This is a genomic window from Streptomyces sp. NBC_01669, assembly GCF_026339735.1.
Taxonomy (GTDB): Bacteria; Actinomycetota; Actinomycetes; order Streptomycetales; family Streptomycetaceae; genus Streptomyces; species Streptomyces yanii.
The window spans coordinates 5,705,875-5,720,137 of record NZ_JAPEQG010000001.1; the positions used below are offsets into that span (position 1 = coordinate 5,705,875).

Annotated in this window: 15 protein-coding genes, 1 tRNA gene and 1 riboswitch; of the genes, 8 read left to right on the top strand and 8 right to left on the bottom strand. The window is 67.6% G+C overall.

Features of this window, described 5'->3' with window-relative positions; translation table 11 throughout:
• Window positions 1-8: 8 nt before the first annotated feature.
• Window positions 9-488: a type II toxin-antitoxin system PemK/MazF family toxin gene (locus OG972_RS25595; protein ID WP_266985163.1), complete on the bottom strand. Its 480-nt coding sequence runs from the start codon at window positions 486-488 to the stop codon at window positions 9-11.
• Between the two features lie 183 nt (window positions 489-671).
• Between OG972_RS25595 and OG972_RS25600 the strand changes: the two genes are divergently transcribed.
• Window positions 672-1,424, top strand: a complete 753-nt coding sequence (locus OG972_RS25600; RefSeq protein ID WP_266985165.1) for an MBL fold metallo-hydrolase — start codon at window positions 672-674, stop codon at window positions 1,422-1,424.
• 83 nt (window positions 1,425-1,507) lie between these two features.
• Here the strand turns inward: OG972_RS25600 and OG972_RS25605 are convergent, their stop codons facing one another.
• Both OG972_RS25605 and OG972_RS25610 read right to left on the bottom strand, forming a co-directional pair.
• Window positions 1,508-2,773 carry a PTS transporter subunit EIIC gene (locus tag OG972_RS25605; RefSeq protein WP_266985167.1) on the bottom strand — a complete coding sequence of 422 codons (1,266 nt, stop codon included), beginning with the start codon at window positions 2,771-2,773 and terminating at the stop codon, window positions 1,508-1,510.
• 260 nt (window positions 2,774-3,033) lie between these two features.
• Window positions 3,034-4,344, bottom strand: coding sequence for a PTS transporter subunit EIIC (locus OG972_RS25610; protein WP_266985169.1), 1,311 nt, complete (start codon window positions 4,342-4,344; stop codon window positions 3,034-3,036).
• A gap of 221 nt (window positions 4,345-4,565) precedes the next feature.
• On the opposite strand from OG972_RS25610, the gene OG972_RS25615 reads away from it, so the two are divergent.
• The 4 genes from OG972_RS25615 (at window position 4,566) to rdgB (ending at window position 6,827) form a co-directional block, all read left to right on the top strand.
• Window positions 4,566-4,799, top strand: coding sequence for a glucose PTS transporter subunit EIIB (locus OG972_RS25615; RefSeq protein ID WP_037692518.1), 234 nt, complete (start codon window positions 4,566-4,568; stop codon window positions 4,797-4,799).
• A gap of 158 nt (window positions 4,800-4,957) precedes the next feature.
• On the top strand, window positions 4,958-5,695 hold the full coding sequence (gene rph, locus OG972_RS25620; protein ID WP_266985172.1) for a ribonuclease PH: 738 nt from the start codon (window positions 4,958-4,960) through the stop codon (window positions 5,693-5,695).
• A 102-nt stretch (window positions 5,696-5,797) separates the two neighbouring features.
• A complete protein-coding gene (locus OG972_RS25625) occupies window positions 5,798-6,190 on the top strand; it encodes a hypothetical protein (protein WP_037692522.1) in 393 nt (130 codons plus the stop codon).
• Window positions 6,191-6,224: 34 nt separating this feature from the next.
• Window positions 6,225-6,827: an RdgB/HAM1 family non-canonical purine NTP pyrophosphatase gene (gene rdgB / locus OG972_RS25630; RefSeq protein WP_266985175.1), complete on the top strand. Its 603-nt coding sequence runs from the start codon at window positions 6,225-6,227 to the stop codon at window positions 6,825-6,827.
• Window positions 6,828-6,887: 60 nt separating this feature from the next.
• Here rdgB and OG972_RS25635 read toward each other — a convergent pair.
• The 4 genes from OG972_RS25635 to bcp all read right to left on the bottom strand — a co-directional run bounded on the left by OG972_RS25635 (window position 6,888) and on the right by bcp (window position 10,335).
• Window positions 6,888-6,971, bottom strand: a tRNA-Leu gene (locus OG972_RS25635).
• 59 nt (window positions 6,972-7,030) lie between these two features.
• A complete protein-coding gene (locus OG972_RS25640) occupies window positions 7,031-7,999 on the bottom strand; it encodes an HNH endonuclease signature motif containing protein (RefSeq protein WP_266985177.1) in 969 nt (322 codons plus the stop codon).
• Window positions 8,000-8,257: 258 nt separating this feature from the next.
• On the bottom strand, window positions 8,258-9,754 hold the full coding sequence (gene proP / locus OG972_RS25645; protein ID WP_266985179.1) for a glycine betaine/L-proline transporter ProP: 1,497 nt from the start codon (window positions 9,752-9,754) through the stop codon (window positions 8,258-8,260).
• 113 nt (window positions 9,755-9,867) lie between these two features.
• The gene (bcp, locus tag OG972_RS25650; RefSeq protein WP_030923127.1) at window positions 9,868-10,335 is read right to left on the bottom strand and encodes a thioredoxin-dependent thiol peroxidase; all 468 of its coding nucleotides are present in this window, start codon (window positions 10,333-10,335) and stop codon (window positions 9,868-9,870) included.
• Window positions 10,336-10,462: 127 nt separating this feature from the next.
• Between bcp and OG972_RS25655 the strand changes: the two genes are divergently transcribed.
• The 3 genes from OG972_RS25655 (at window position 10,463) to OG972_RS25665 (ending at window position 11,667) form a co-directional block, all read left to right on the top strand.
• A complete protein-coding gene (locus OG972_RS25655) occupies window positions 10,463-10,783 on the top strand; it encodes a DUF3618 domain-containing protein (RefSeq protein ID WP_266985182.1) in 321 nt (106 codons plus the stop codon).
• 54 nt (window positions 10,784-10,837) lie between these two features.
• Window positions 10,838-11,176: a co-chaperone GroES gene (locus tag OG972_RS25660; protein WP_030923137.1), complete on the top strand. Its 339-nt coding sequence runs from the start codon at window positions 10,838-10,840 to the stop codon at window positions 11,174-11,176.
• Window positions 11,177-11,241: 65 nt separating this feature from the next.
• Window positions 11,242-11,307, top strand: a riboswitch (guanidine-III (ykkC-III) riboswitch).
• 39 nt (window positions 11,308-11,346) lie between these two features.
• A complete protein-coding gene (locus OG972_RS25665; RefSeq protein ID WP_266985184.1) occupies window positions 11,347-11,667 on the top strand; it encodes a multidrug efflux SMR transporter in 321 nt (106 codons plus the stop codon).
• Between the two features lie 176 nt (window positions 11,668-11,843).
• Here OG972_RS25665 and OG972_RS25670 read toward each other — a convergent pair whose 3' ends face one another.
• Complete coding sequence (locus OG972_RS25670) at window positions 11,844-14,162, bottom strand: transglycosylase domain-containing protein (RefSeq protein ID WP_266985186.1); 2,319 nt, start codon at window positions 14,160-14,162, stop codon at window positions 11,844-11,846.
• Window positions 14,163-14,263: the final 101 nt, after the last annotated feature.

Here is a 14,263-nt window from a genome sequence, read left to right on the forward strand (position 1 = left end):
TTCGACCGTCACCCGATCCCGCGCACCCGCTCCCACACCGCCGGGTCCACCGTCCCCACCCGCCGCCGGAACCCCCGCACCGCCACATCCCGCAGCTCGTCCGTCTCCAGGAAACTCGCCCGCCCCTGCGCATCCCCCACCGAACCCGGCGGCAGCGCGATCACCCCGGGCCGCTCCTCGTGATGCTTGCTGGTGATCTTCGCGACGAGCGCCGCACCGCCCCGCACCGAGACCACCAGACAGGGCCGGTCCTTCGCCCCGGGCCCGTCCTCGTACGGAACCTCCGCCCACCAGATCTCACCCGGCCGCGGCGCCCGCTCCGGCCGCCCCCGCGGCCCTTCCCGCCTGCCCGGCGGACGCGTCTGCCGCGCAGAACGCCCACCAGGGCGCTGACGCCCCCGCCCGAGCCGCCCCCGCCCGTCGGCGATCGCGGCAATGAGAGCGAGCAGTACGACCACGGCCAGAGCCGGCCACCAGGACATGTCCATGCCCCGACGGTACCGGCGTCCCCGCCGGCCCGCTCTCCGCACCCGCTTCCATCGAACCGGTGACAGAGCAGGTGAGTTCGCCCACAACGGCAGGCCCCAGAGGAGCGACCAGGTGTTTCGCGCCTTACGCTCAACAAATCGCACGAACCCTCCCCGCTCCCACGTCTCGGAGGTTCACGCTCCATGAAGCTCACCGTCGTCGGCTGCTCCGGCTCGTTCCCGTCCACGGGTTCGGCATGTTCGAGCTACCTCGTAGAGGCCGACGGCTTCAGGCTGCTCCTCGACATGGGCAACGGCGCCCTCGGTGAGCTGCAGCGCCATGTCGGTCTCTATGACCTCGACGCCATCTTCCTCAGCCATCTCCATGCCGATCACTGCATCGACATGTGCGCGTACTTCGTCGTCCGCTACTACCGGCACGACGGCGGCCGCCCCGCGTCCATCCCGGTCTACGGCCCCGACGGCACCGAGCAGCGACTGACCACCGCCCACGCCGACACCCCGTCCGACCGGTCCATGAGCGAGGTCTTCGACTTCCACACGCTGAAGCCCGGCTCGTTCGACATCGGCCCCTTCTCGGTCCGCACGGAGAAAGTCTGCCACCCCGTCGACGCCTTCGGTATCCGCATCGAGCACGGCGGCCGCACCCTGGCGTACTCCGGCGACACCGGTGCCTGCGAGGCGCTGGACGAACTTGCGGAGGGCGCCGACCTGTTCCTCTGCGAAGCATCGTTCGTCTACGGCAAGGAGGACATTCCAGACCTCCACCTCAACGGCCGCGAAGCAGGCGAGATCGCCGCACGCGCGAAGGTGGGACGGCTCGTCCTCACCCACATCCCGCCGTGGACGGACGCGGACCGGAACCTGGCCGACGCCCGCACGATCTACCGCGGACCGGCGGAGCTGGCAGTTCCGGGCGCGGTCTACGAGATCTAAAACCTCAGGTACGCACGACGGAGCCCCCACCTTCCGCCCAGGGAAGGTGGGGGCTCCGTCGCACGCACGGGCAGGGCGAGGACCTACTTCGCCTCCGCCTTGAGCAGCTCGGCGAGCTCCTCGTCGGACTCCCGGCCCGGAGTCGGCAGGTTGAACTTGGTGATCGCGAAGCGGAAGACCACGTAGTAGACCACCGCGAAGCAGAGACCGACCAGCACCAGCAGCCATGGCTTGCTCGCGATGCCGAGGTTCAGTCCGAAGTCGACCAGGCCGGCCGAGAAGCCGAAGCCGTCCTTCATGCCGAGCGCCCAGGTCAGAGCCATGGACACACCCGTGAGCACCGCGTGGATCGCGTACAGCACCGGGGCGATGAACATGAACGTGAACTCGATCGGCTCGGTCACACCGGTGACGAACGAGGTGAGCGCGAGAGAGAACATCATGCCGCCGACGACCTTGCGGCGCTCCGGGCGGGCGCAGTGAACGATCGCGAGGCAGGCCGCCGGGAGGGCGAACATCATGATCGGGAAGAAGCCGGTCATGAACTGTCCGGCCTGCGGGTCACCGGCGAGGAAGCGAGCGATGTCACCGTGGGCGCCGTTGTACTCGCCCGCCTGGAACCACGGGAACGAGTTCAGCAGGTGGTGCATGCCGACCGGGATCAGCGCACGGTTGGCGACACCGAAGATGCCCGCGCCGACGGCGCCGGAACCGACCAGCCACTCACCGAAGTTGTGCAGACCGGTGCCGAGGACGGGCCAGATCAGACCGAAGACGATGCCGATGACCAGACCCGCGAAGGCGGAGAGGATCGGGACCAGGCGGCGGCCGCTGAAGAAGCCCGCCCAGTCGGGCAGCTTCGTCCGGTAGAACTTCTGGTACAGCAGGGCCACGACTATGCCGATCACGACACCGCCGAGCACGCCGGCGTTGACCGGTGCGTCGTTCATGACGACCTTGCCGTCCACCACGCTCGCGACCTGGGGCAGGTTGCTGTCGGTGAAGGTGGCGAGCACCTTCTGGAAGACCAGGTAGCCGGTGACGGCGGCCAGGGCCGTCGAACCGTCCGACTTCTTGGCGAAGCCGATCGCGATACCGACGGCGAACAGCAGCGCCATGTTGTCGAGAATGGCCCCGCCGCCGGCTGCCATGTAGCCGGCGAGCTTCGTGATGAAGGTCGGGAACGAGTCGCGGCCGAGCATGTCCGCGTTACCGAGCCGGACCAGCAGGGCGGCTGCCGGCAGCACCGCGACGGGCAGCATGAGGCTGCGGCCGATGCGCTGCATGACAGCCATCACGGCCGCGCCCTTCTTCTTGGTGGCCGCGGGGGCGGCGCTCGCCGTGGTCATCAACTTCCTCCATGGGACAAGGCGCCGCCGGGAACAGGGATCTCTTTGGGGGCGACGACTCTAGAAACGTGACGGGCGCCACGTGGTCTGGACCACTCAGTGGTGTAGACCAGTTTTAGCACGGTGTGGGTTGTATAAGGAACCTGCAAATGTCGACTACTTCGCAGTAGCTCATCGATACAGTCGGTGACATGACGAAGGCCCCCGGACCATGAGGTCCGAGGGCCTTTGCCGACCGGGCGCGGAGCCCGGCCGGACAGCTATTTGACGAGGTCCTTTTCGATCTCCGCCTCCAGTTCGTCGGGCTCGCGCCCGGGGGTCTGGAGGTTGAATCCGGTGATGGCCAGACGGAAGATCACGTAATACACCACTGCGAAGCAGAGACCGATCGGAATGATCAGCCACGGCTTCGTCGCCAGACTCCAGTTGATGACGTAGTCGATCAGGCCCGCCGAGAAGCTGAAGCCGTCCTTCACGCCGAGCCCCCAGCTCACCGCCATCGACACACCCGTGAGCACCGCGTGGATCACATACAGAAGCGGGGCGACGAAGAGGAACGAGTACTCGATCGGCTCGGTGATACCCGTCACGAACGACGTCAGACCGACCGAGAGCATCATGCCGCCGACCGCCTTCCGGCGATGCGGTTTGGCGCAGTGGTAGATCGCCAGCGCCGCGGCCGGGAGCGCGAACATCATGATCGGGAAGAAGCCCGTGGTGAACTGCCCTGCCGTCGGGTCGCCCGCCAGGAACCGGTTGATGTCGCCGTGCACGACCGTCCCGTCCGGTTTGGTGAAGTCGCCGAACTGGAACCAGACGAACGTGTTCAGGAACTGGTGCAGGCCGACGACCAGCAGCGCGCGGTTGGCGATGCCGAAGATGCCGGAGCCCAGCCAGTTCAGATCGGCCAGCCACTTGGAGAAGCTGGTCAGACCGTCCCCGATCGGCTGCCACAGCCAGGCGCACAGGGCCGCGAAGAGCAGCCCGACGAACGCCATGATGATCGGCACGAGCCGGCGGCCGTTGAAGAAGCCCAGCCAGTCGACCAGCTTGACCCGGTGGTACCGCTGCCAGAACCACGCGGACAACAGGCCCATCACGATGCCCCCGAAGACCCCGGGGTTCTGGTACTCGGCGGCCGTCACCTTCGCGTTGCCGGTGACACAGGTGCCGAACCAGGTGCCGCCCGAGGTGAAGGTGGAACCCGGTGCGCAGTCCACCGGGAAGGCGTGCAGCACCGCGTAGTAGACGAGGAAGCCGGTCACCGCCGCGAGCGCCGTCGAACCGTCCGACTTCTTCGCCATGCCGATCGCGACCCCGACGCAGAACAGCAACGGCAGTCCGAGACCGGAGTCGAGGAGCGCACCACCGGCAGCGGCGAAGACCTTCGCGACGTTGTTCCAGCCGAGACCCTCGTCGCCGAACACGTCCGGCTGGCCGAGCCGGTTGAGAATGCCGGCCGCCGGCAGCACCGCGATCGGGAGCTGGAGGCTGCGGCCCATCTTCTGGAGGCCCTGGAAGAAGCCGTGCCACCACATTTTCCGTGGCGCTGTGGCGCTGCTTGAGCTCATCGGCATCCTCCCGGAGCAGGCCGCGTTTGGCGGTCGCCGCAAAGTGGTGTAGACCAGTTGCGGTACGGTGCGTAACCCACCCGGAGGACAGGGCACCGGTGATCGTCATCATTGGTGATGATCAGGTTGCTCGCTCGCGAAGTTGGGCCAACCGTGCGTTACCGTGACGAAACGGACCCATGGTGGGCCGGCACCGGACGTGAAGAACCAGGGAGAACCACATGGCCAGCAAGGCTGAGAAGATCGTCGCCGGGCTCGGCGGGATCGACAACATCGAAGAGATCGAAGGCTGCATCACCCGCCTCCGCACCGAGGTCATCGACCCGAGCAAGGTTGACGAAGCCGCGCTCAAGGCCGCCGGGGCCCACGGCGTCGTCAAGATGGGTACCGCGATCCAGGTCGTCATCGGCACCGACGCCGACCCCATCGCCGCCGACATCGAAGACATGATGTGACGACCACTCGCTGAGCCGGCCCGGCTCCGCACCCCACAGGCCCCGATCCCATCGGAACGGGGCCTGCAGCACACGCCCACCACCCCCCGTTGCACCCCCGCCCCGGCCCCCGGTACACCCCGACCGGCGTCCACGGCCCAGCGGATAGGCTCGACGCCATGTCTCGTATCGACGGCCGCACCCCCGAAGAGCTCCGCCCCATCACTATCGAACGCGGATGGAGCAAGCACGCCGAAGGCTCAGTCCTCATCTCCTTCGGCGACACCAAGGTCTTCTGCACCGCCTCCTTCACCGAGGGCGTCCCGCGCTGGCGCAAGGGCAGCGGCGAAGGCTGGGTCACCGCCGAATACTCCATGCTGCCCCGCTCCACCAACACCCGCGGCGACCGCGAAGCCGTACGCGGCAAGATCGGCGGCCGCACCCACGAGATCAGCCGCCTCATCGGCCGGTCCCTGCGCGCGGTGATCGACTACAAGGCGCTCGGCGAGAACACCGTCGTCCTCGACTGCGACGTCCTCCAAGCCGACGGCGGCACCCGAACCGCCGCCATCACCGGTGCGTACGTCGCCCTCGCCGACGCCATCACCTGGGCCCAGGGCAAGAAGCTCATCAAGCACGGCCGCAAGCCGCTGATCGGCACCGTCTCCGCCGTCAGCGTCGGCATCGTCGACGGCACGCCGCTCCTCGACCTCTGCTACGAGGAAGACGTCCGCGCCGAGACAGACATGAACGTCGTCTGCACCGGCGACGGCCGCTTCGTCGAGGTCCAGGGCACCGCCGAGGCCGAGCCCTTCGACCGCAAGGAACTGAACGCGCTCCTCGACCTCGCCACCAGCGGCTGCGTCGACCTCAACGCCATCCAGCAGGCGGCCCTCGCCCGCACGCTCGGCGAGTAAAGAAGCAACCAAGTACGCACCACAGAGCGTCGATACGGGTACGGACGCACGGGTCGAACCGTGCGTCCGTCCGCGTATCCGCACCCGGGGAGGAACCGCACCATGGCCAAGGCCACCCGCCACCGCCGCATCACCGTCGCGCTGACCCTGACCGCTCTCACCCTCACCGCCGCGGCCGGCTGCGGCGCCGTCGACAAGGCCCTCGACTGCGTCCGTACCGCCGACGCCATAGCCACGAGCGTCGACAACCTCCAACAGGCCGTCTCCAACGCCTCGAACGATCCCACCCAGGCATCCGAGGCCCTCGACGAGATAGACAAGGAACTCGGCAACCTCGGCGACAAGACGGACAACGCCGACCTCTCCAAGGCCGTCGACGACCTCCAGGCCGGTGTCAAGAACGTCCGCGACGCCATCGACAAGGGCGACGCCACCCCGGACATCACCCCGGTCACCGACGCCGCCAAGGAGATCGGCAACGTCTGCACCTCATAGCGGACCCCGCCCGGCACCCCGCGATAATCGGCACATGACCCGCCTGATCCTCGCCACCCGCAACGCCGGGAAAATCACCGAACTCCACGCGATCCTCGCCGACGCAGGGCTCACCCACGAACTCGTCGGCGCGGACGCCTACCCCGAGATCCCCGACGTCAAGGAGACCGGCGTCACCTTCGCCGAGAACGCCCTCCTCAAGGCGCACGCCCTGGCCCAGGCCACCGGCCACCCCGCGATCGCCGACGACTCCGGCCTCTGCGTCGACGTACTCGGCGGCGCCCCCGGCATCTTCTCGGCCCGCTGGGCCGGCACCCACGGAAACGACCGCGCCAACCTGGACCTGCTGCTGGCCCAGCTCTCCGACATCGACGACGCCCACCGCGCCGCCCACTTCGCCTGCGCGGCAGCCCTCGCCCTCCCGGACGGCACGGAACGCGTGGTCGAGGGCCGCCTCCTGGGCACCCTCCGTCACACCCCGGCCGGCACGAACGGCTTCGGCTACGACCCGATCCTGCAGCCGGAGGGCATGACCCGGACCTGCGCGGAGCTGACCCCGGCGGAGAAGAATGCGATCAGCCACCGGGGGAAGGCGTTCCGGGCGCTGGTGCCGGTGGTGCGGGAGCTGGTGGGGTGACGCCGGCAATACGGTGAAGGCCCGGCTCGCAGGGATTGCGAGCCGGGCCTTTGTACAGAGTGCGCGAGGAGGGACTCGAACCCTCACGCCGCTAGGGCACTGGTACCTAAAACCAGCCTGTCTCACCAATTCCAGCACTCGCGCGCTCCGCCATCCTACAAGGGCAATCGGACGGTCGGGGGTTTGTGCAGCAGCGGAGGCCGTTAGGCGGGAAGGTGCGGCTTGCTCTTCCGGTTTCGGCACCATGTATCGGTGAGGGCGTGGCAGTTAGGGCACAGGTAGCGGAGATTCCCGGCCCGGTTATCGAGCCAATCGCCGCTGATGTGGTCGATCTGAAGCGTGATCGGCTGACCCTGCCACTCGCCTGGATTGCCGCACGAATCACATTGGTACGGAATGCCGATCTCTTGCAGTGCGCGGTGCAACCTTGCCCGATTTGCGCGCGATGACCCCTGCGGCATGATCACGAGCGCTGTCGATGCGATCGACTTCGGCTCATGCGCACGGGTCGAGTCCGAGGCCCAGGATCGACGCCTGAAGTGGCCCGTGTCCAGGTTGAGTTGGAGCACCGTTCGTCGTATGCGCCGATGGTTCGTATCGTTCACCTCAAGGTCGAGCGCGCGCATGACGTCTGCGTAGCTGCTGGCTTCCGGCACAGCGGCACGCAGGGCGTCCTCCGGGATTGCCAGGCGAGCATTGCGGAAGTGTGAAGTGTCGATCCCGTGCCTGTGAAGCATCCCTGCCACGGCAGTGCGCGACTGGCTGTCGTCGCGTACCCCGAGCTCTCGTGCCACTCCGCGAATGCTCTCGGCTGAGGCTGCGGCTGTCCGTAGCTCCTCCGGAGTGAACAGAAGACCCAGTTGGGGGCGGCTCATGCCCGGGAAGTGGGTGACGTCGATCCCCGCCGCCGCGATGCGGCGGCCTATGTGGGACAACGTGCCGGATGCCGGAGTCGCGCCCAGTTTATTGACGACCTCGCGCAGCGACGATGAGGTTGTGGCGGCCGATGCGATGGCCTCGTCGGTGTACTTTCGCCAGGGGCTGCGCTTCTTGAAGTGGCTGGTGTCGAGACCGTACCCGGCAACCTTCTCCTGTAGAACGCGGCGTTGGCCGCCGTTCGTCTTGAGCCCGAGGCGACGCATCAGGTCCGTCCAGTTGGAAGATGCGGCCACAGCGTTTGTAAGCGTTTCTCGGTCGTACGTCTCAGACATGGTGCCCCCACGCGAGGGCGTCTTCCGCGGACAGCTCTCGGGTGTATCGAACCGTCATCGATCCCCTCCGTTCCCGACCGCACGTTCGCGGTCTCGTACGGAGCAACGAACCGTTTATCGGATGGTCACGTCCGAAATACGGTGAGATATGGAACGGCCCGCCCCGCTTCGGCTGAAGCGGGGCGGGCCGTTCCCGGGGACGGGGTCAGGGATCCGGGTTCAGAACTTCGGCTCGGGAGTCTGCGCCGCGCACAGCTGCGCCGCCTCCGCCTCGGTCTCCACCGAAGGCGGCGAGCCGTCCAGCGGCTGCTGGGCCGTCTCCTTCATGCAGGCCACCGCGATCACGCCGACCAGGGCCGCCGCCATCGCGTAGTAGGCCGGCATCAGGTTCGTACCGCTCCAGCTGATCAGTGCCGTGATCACCAGCGGGGTCGTACCGCCGAAGAGCGAGGCCGAGAGGTTGTAGCCGACCGACAGGGAGCCGTAGCGGACCTGGGTGGGGAAGAGGGCCGGGAGTGCGGCGGACATCGTGCCGAGCATGCAGACGAGGGAGAGGCCGAGCATCACCATGCCGATCGTGATGGCCGGGATGCCGCCCTGGCGGATCAGCAGGAAGGAGGGGAGCGAGAGGCAGAGGAAGCCCAGCATTCCCGCCATCAGCAGCGGCTTGCGGCCGAAGCGGTCGGAGAGCTTGCCGACCTGACTGATGATCAGCATCAGGGCGACCATGACGGCGAGCAGGACGAGCAGGCCGTGGGTCTCGCTGTAGCCGAGTTCGTCGGAGAGGTACGTCGGCATGTACGACAGCAGCATGTAGTCGGTGATGTTGTACGCGCCGACCAGGGCTATGCAGAGGATCAGCGTCGGCCAGTACTGCCGGAAGATCTTCGCGAGGTCGCCCTTGGCGGTCGTCTCGATGCCGTCCGAGGCCTCGGAGGCCTGCGCGGTACCGCCCTCCAGTTTCTGGAAGGCCGGGGTCTCGTCGAGGCGCAGTCGGAGGTAGAGGCCGACCAGGCCGAGGGGGCCCGCGACGAGGAACGGGATGCGCCAGCCCCAGGCTTCCATGGTGGGGGTGTCGAGGACGGCGGTGAGCGCGGTGACGAGGCCGGCTGCGCCGACGTAGCCGGCCAGGGTGCCGAATTCGAGGAAGCTGCCGAAGTAGCCGCGGCGCTTGTCGGGGGCGTACTCGGCGATGAAGGTGGAGGCGCCGCCGTACTCCCCGCCGGTGGAGAAGCCCTGGATCAGCCGGAAGAAGATCAGCAGGGCGGGTGCCCAGAGGCCGATCGAGGCGTGGGAGGGGATGACACCGATGGCGAAGGTGCCGACCGCCATCATGATCATGGTGAGGGCGAGGACCTTCTTGCGGCCGATCCGGTCGCCCATGGGGCCGAAGAACATTCCGCCGAGCGGGCGCACCAGGAAGGCGACCGCGAAGGTGGCGAACGACGAGAGCAGCTGGGTGGTGTCGTTCCCGGACGGGAAGAAGACGTGCCCCAGAGTGACGGCCAGGTAGGAGTAGATGCCGAAGTCGAACCACTCCATGGCGTTGCCGAGGGAGGCCGCCTTCACCGCCCGCTTGACTGCCTGGTCGTCGGTGACGGTGATGTCGGACCGGCGCAGCCTGGGGTTCTTCCGCTGCCGGATGGCGCGGAAGAGGGTGGGGTGGCGTTTGACCGCTTCCGGGTCGGCCACCTGCTGAAGGTCGGAGGCCGCCATGGCCGGGTCCTTTCCTCGGTGGGGTGTTCCAGGAAAGGCTTCTGCGCGGTCATGGCGGTCGCAAACCGGTGGGGAGTGAAAATGCGACGCCCGTCACAGGGGCGTGGTAGTCGTCAGATGCCGAGGTCCTTGATGATCTTGGCTACGTGGCCGGTTGCCTTGACGTTGTAGAGGGCGCGTTCGACCTTGCCCTCCTCGTCGACGATGATCGTGGAGCGGATGACGCCCGTCACCGTTTTGCCGTAGAGCTTCTTCTCGCCGAATGCGCCGTAGGCCTGGAGGGTCTCCTTGGACGGGTCGCCGACCAGTGTGACCTCGAGGTTTTCCTTCTCGCGGAACTTGGCGAGCTTCTCGGGCTTGTCGGGGGAGACGCCGATGACGTCGTATCCGGCGCCGGTCAGCAGCTCCAGGTTGTCCGTGAAGTCGCACGCCTGCTTGGTGCAGCCGGGGGTGAGGGCGGCCGGGTAGAAGTAGACGATGACTTTGCGGCCCTTGTGGTCGGCGAGCGAGATGTCGTTGCCGTCGGCGTCGGGGAGGGTGAAGGCGGGGGCGGTGTCGCCGGGCTGGAGTCGCTCGCTCATGGTTCTCCTCAGGGGCGTGTGCGGTGTACGGGACCGAGCGTAATAGGGGTGCCGTCGGGTGTGCGGGCGGCCGAGCTGACAGACTGTCGATGAAGGTTTACCGGACGAGGACCACGGAGGCGGCGCAGTGTCGGATGCCAGGACCCCTGCGCAGATCGAGGCGGACATCATCAGCAGGCGTGAGCAGCTTGCGGTGGTGCTCGATGAGATCGGGGTGCGGATGCACCCGAAGACGATCATCGGTGATGCGAAGGCCAAGGCTGCCGAGGCCGTGGACCGGACAGCCGGGCGGGCGTTCGTCGCGGTGAATCGGGCGGTGTCGGACGTGAAGGCGCAGTTTGTGTCGGAGGATGGCGCGCCGCGTCTGGAGCGGGTGGTTCCGGCGGCGTTGCTGGCGGTCGGTGTGATGGGGCTGGTTGTGGTGTCGGTGCGGCGCAAGAAGCGCTGAGAAGGCTGACCCCGCGGGCGTGCGGGACGGCTGCGGGCAGGTAGGTTTCGGGTCGTGAGCGAGAACACCGACGACAAGCTGCCCATTCGCATGCTGCATGACCGCGTGCTGGTCCGGTCCGATACGCCTGAGGGCGAGCGGCGTTCGGGCGGCGGCATTCTGATTCCGGCGACTGCTGCGGTAGGGCGCCGGCTGGCCTGGGCCGTGGTGGTTGCGGTCGGCCAGAATGTGCGGACGGTGGAGCCGGGCGACCGGGTGCTGTACGACCCGGAGGACCGCGCCGAGGTCGAGGTGCGGGGTGTGGCGTACGTGCTGATGCGGGAGCGGGATCTGCACGCGGTGGCGGCGGACCGGTTCGAGGGTTCGGTGGATTCGACCGGGCTGTATCTGTAGCTCTGTTGCCTGCGGGACGTGTGGCGCAAGGCCTGGTGACCGGTGTCACCAGGCCTTTTGCATGTTCTTTGCTATGTTGGTGGCATCCCGACGAGACGCGCCGTACCGGGCTTCCGCAAAGACGACGCACCTGTGATGTCCGTGTGTCTGTGGTGTTCGGAGGTGCCGTCGTGGCGTGGGTTCTGCTTGTTGTTGCCGGTCTGCTGGAAGTGGGCTGGTCGATCGGGATGAAGTACACGGATGGGTTCACCCGGTTGTGGCCGAGTGTGTTCACCGGGTTCGGGATCGTGGCCAGCATGGTGCTGTTGTCGCAGGCGGCGAAGTCGTTGCCGATCGGTACGGCGTACGGCGTGTGGGTCGGTATCGGTGCGGCGGGGGCGGCGGTGCTCGGCATGGTGGTGCTGAATGAGCCGGTGACCGCCGCCCGGATCTTCTTCGTGTCTCTGTTGCTGGTGGCTGTGGTGGGGCTGAAGGCGACGTCGGGGCACTGAGAGCCTGTCGGGCGACCTCTGATCGGGCGGCCACGCCCTGGCACGCACGCTTCCCGCGTTGCCGAAATGTCCTAGTAGCTCCGCTACGAGGACATCCCGCCGCCTTGGAATCGCACGCACCAGACCGCGTCCGCTATCCGATCGAAGGTCACCCGACAGGCTCTGAGCCCCGTAGATCACTCGGTTGGGGTCGGGCGGGCGCCGCCGGCGCCCTGGGGGAGGAGCTCTTCGATGCCGCCGTTGTCGCCGCCGAGGGTGTCCGTGCCGTCGTCGGCCGGGGGGCCGGTGGGCGGTGCCGGGGTGGCGGGGCCGCTGGTGGCGGGGCTGGTGGGCGGGGTGCTGGGCGGGCTGCTCGGCGGCTGGCTGGACGGTGTCTCGGACGGGGTGCCGGTGTCGGTGGGGCCGGTGCCTTCGTCGGTGGGCAGGGCGGATTCCTCGGCGCCGCTTTCGAGTTCGAGGTCGAATTCCTTGATGCTGCTGCCGTTGAGTGCGGCGCCGGTGTACTGGGCCCAGGTCTGGGCGGGGGCGCCGCTGCCGTTGACGCGGGACAGACCGAGTGCTCCGTAGAGCGGTTTCTGTACGCCGGTGTCGGGGTCCTGGCCCATGACGGCGATGACGGTCGCGAGGTTCGGGGTGTAGCCGGCGAACCAGGCGGCTTTGTCCTCCTCGGCGGTGCCGGTCTTGCCGGCGGCGGGGCGGCCGGCGCCCTGGGCGGCGGTTCCCGATCCGTTCTCGACGACGCTCTGCAGGATCGCGGTGGTGGTGTCGGCGGCTTCGCGGCTGACGGTCCGCTTGGTGTGACGGCCGGGGAGTGCGAGCTCCTCGGCGTCCTTGCTGATCTTGTCGACGAGGGTGTAGGTGCCGTGCCTGCCGTGGTTGGCGAGTGTCGCGTATGCCTGGGTCATGTCGAGGACGCTGGCGGTGGCGGTGCCGAGTGCGATGGACGGCGAGGCGGTCAGGTCGGGGGTGTTCTTGGGGATCCCGAGGTCGATGGCGGTGTCTTCGACGTTGCCGGGGCCGACGTCCTCGGCCATCTGCGCGTAGACGGCGTTGACGGACTTGTCGGTGGCGGCCCGGACGGTGATGGGTCCGTAGTCGATGTCGTCCTCGTTCGCGGGGGCGTATCCGGTAGGTCCGTTCGGGCCCTGCACCATGCGTCTGTTGGTGCCGTCGTAGATGGTGTCGGGGGTGATGCGCCGGCCGTCCTGGGTGGTGGACCGGTTGGCGACGGCGGAGGTGAAGACGAACGGTTTGAAGGTGGAGCCGACCTGGTAGTCGCGGCGGGTGGCGTTGTTGACGTATTGCTTGGTGTAGTCGATGCCGCCGTACATGGCGACGACCCGGCCGTTCGAGGGGTTGATGGAGGCGCCGCCGACGCGGACGTTGCGGTCGGCGGGGCGCTCCTTGCTCGTCATCGACATCACGTTGTCGTTGACGGCTTTGACCAGGGCGTTCTGTTTCTTCTTCTCCAGTGTGGTGGTGATCCGGTAGCCGCCGGTGGCGAGCGTTTTCTCGTCGATGATCTTGTGGGCGGTGAGGTAGTCCTTGACGGCCTGGACGATGTAGCCGCGCTGTCCGGAGAGTCCGGTGGCGGGCTTCACCTTGTCGGGCACGGGGAACCGCATGGTGGCGCGTTCGGATGCGCTGAGCCAGTTCTCCTTGACCATGCCGTCGAGCACGTAGTTCCAGCGGGCGACGGCCGCGGCCTTGTTCTCGGGGTGGACGACGACGTCGTAGGCGCTGGGGGCGTTGAGCAGGGAGGCGAGGTACGCGCCTTCGGCGGTGGTGATGTCGCCGATGTCCTTGCCGTAGTACGCCTGGGCCGCGGCCTGGATGCCGTAGGCGTTGCGGCCGAAGTAGCTGGTGTTGAGGTAGCCCTCGAAGATCTGGTCCTTGCTCACTTCGCGGTTGAGCTTGATCGCGATGAAGAACTCCTTGGCCTTGCGCATGACGGTCTGTTCCTGGCCGAGGTAGTAGTTCTTCACGAACTGCTGGGTGATGGTGGAGCCGCCCTGTGTGCCCTTGCCGGTGAGGGTGTTCCAGCCGGCGCGGGCCATTGCCTGGATGTCGACGGCGCGTTCGGAGTAGAAGTTCCGGTCCTCGGCGGCGAGGACGGCGTGCTGGACGCTGAGGGGGACTTGGGCGAGCTGGATGTTCTGCCGGTTGACCTCGCCGTCGCGGGCGATGAAGCTGCCGTCCTTGTAGAGGTAGACGTTGGACTGCGCGGTGGCGGTGGGGTTGGCGGGCGGGATGCCGACGAGCTGGTATCCGGCGATGAATCCGCCGATCAGGATCAGGGCGATGACGAGGAGCGTGGCGAGCGTCACCCGCCAGGTGGGGACGGCGCGGCGCCAGCCGGTGCGGTTCCTGCTCCCCTTTTTCTTCCCGCCGGGGGCGGCTGGGCCTGCGGGGGCGCCGGTGCCGGCAGAGGGGTCCCTCGGGGCCCGGTTCCCGTTGTCGGGCCCCCCGCTCTGCTGCTGTGGCTCGTCGCTCATATCGGTGGAGACTCCTCGGCCGCGGTCAGTTCCCCCATAGTGCCCTTTTCTGTGGAATAAGCCCCGGATCGACCCTGGACCGACCTGCGATCGCTCCCGGA

Bases quoted from the DNA above. Each gene is read 5' to 3' on its own strand.
- OG972_RS25595 (WP_266985163.1), bottom strand. From the start codon at position 488: ATGGACATGTCCTGGTGGCCGGCTCTGGCCGTGGTCGTACTGCTCGCT.
- OG972_RS25600 (WP_266985165.1), top strand. From the start codon at position 672: ATGAAGCTCACCGTCGTCGGCTGCTCCGGCTCGTTCCCGTCCACGGGT.
- OG972_RS25605 (WP_266985167.1), bottom strand. From the start codon at position 2,773: ATGACCACGGCGAGCGCCGCCCCCGCGGCCACCAAGAAGAAGGGCGCG.
- OG972_RS25610 (WP_266985169.1), bottom strand. From the start codon at position 4,344: ATGAGCTCAAGCAGCGCCACAGCGCCACGGAAAATGTGGTGGCACGGC.
- OG972_RS25615 (WP_037692518.1), top strand. From the start codon at position 4,566: ATGGCCAGCAAGGCTGAGAAGATCGTCGCCGGGCTCGGCGGGATCGAC.
- rph (WP_266985172.1), top strand. From the start codon at position 4,958: ATGTCTCGTATCGACGGCCGCACCCCCGAAGAGCTCCGCCCCATCACT.
- OG972_RS25625 (WP_037692522.1), top strand. From the start codon at position 5,798: ATGGCCAAGGCCACCCGCCACCGCCGCATCACCGTCGCGCTGACCCTG.
- rdgB (WP_266985175.1), top strand. From the start codon at position 6,225: ATGACCCGCCTGATCCTCGCCACCCGCAACGCCGGGAAAATCACCGAA.
- proP (WP_266985179.1), bottom strand. From the start codon at position 9,754: ATGGCGGCCTCCGACCTTCAGCAGGTGGCCGACCCGGAAGCGGTCAAA.
- bcp (WP_030923127.1), bottom strand. From the start codon at position 10,335: ATGAGCGAGCGACTCCAGCCCGGCGACACCGCCCCCGCCTTCACCCTC.
- OG972_RS25670 (WP_266985186.1), bottom strand. From the start codon at position 14,162: ATGAGCGACGAGCCACAGCAGCAGAGCGGGGGGCCCGACAACGGGAAC.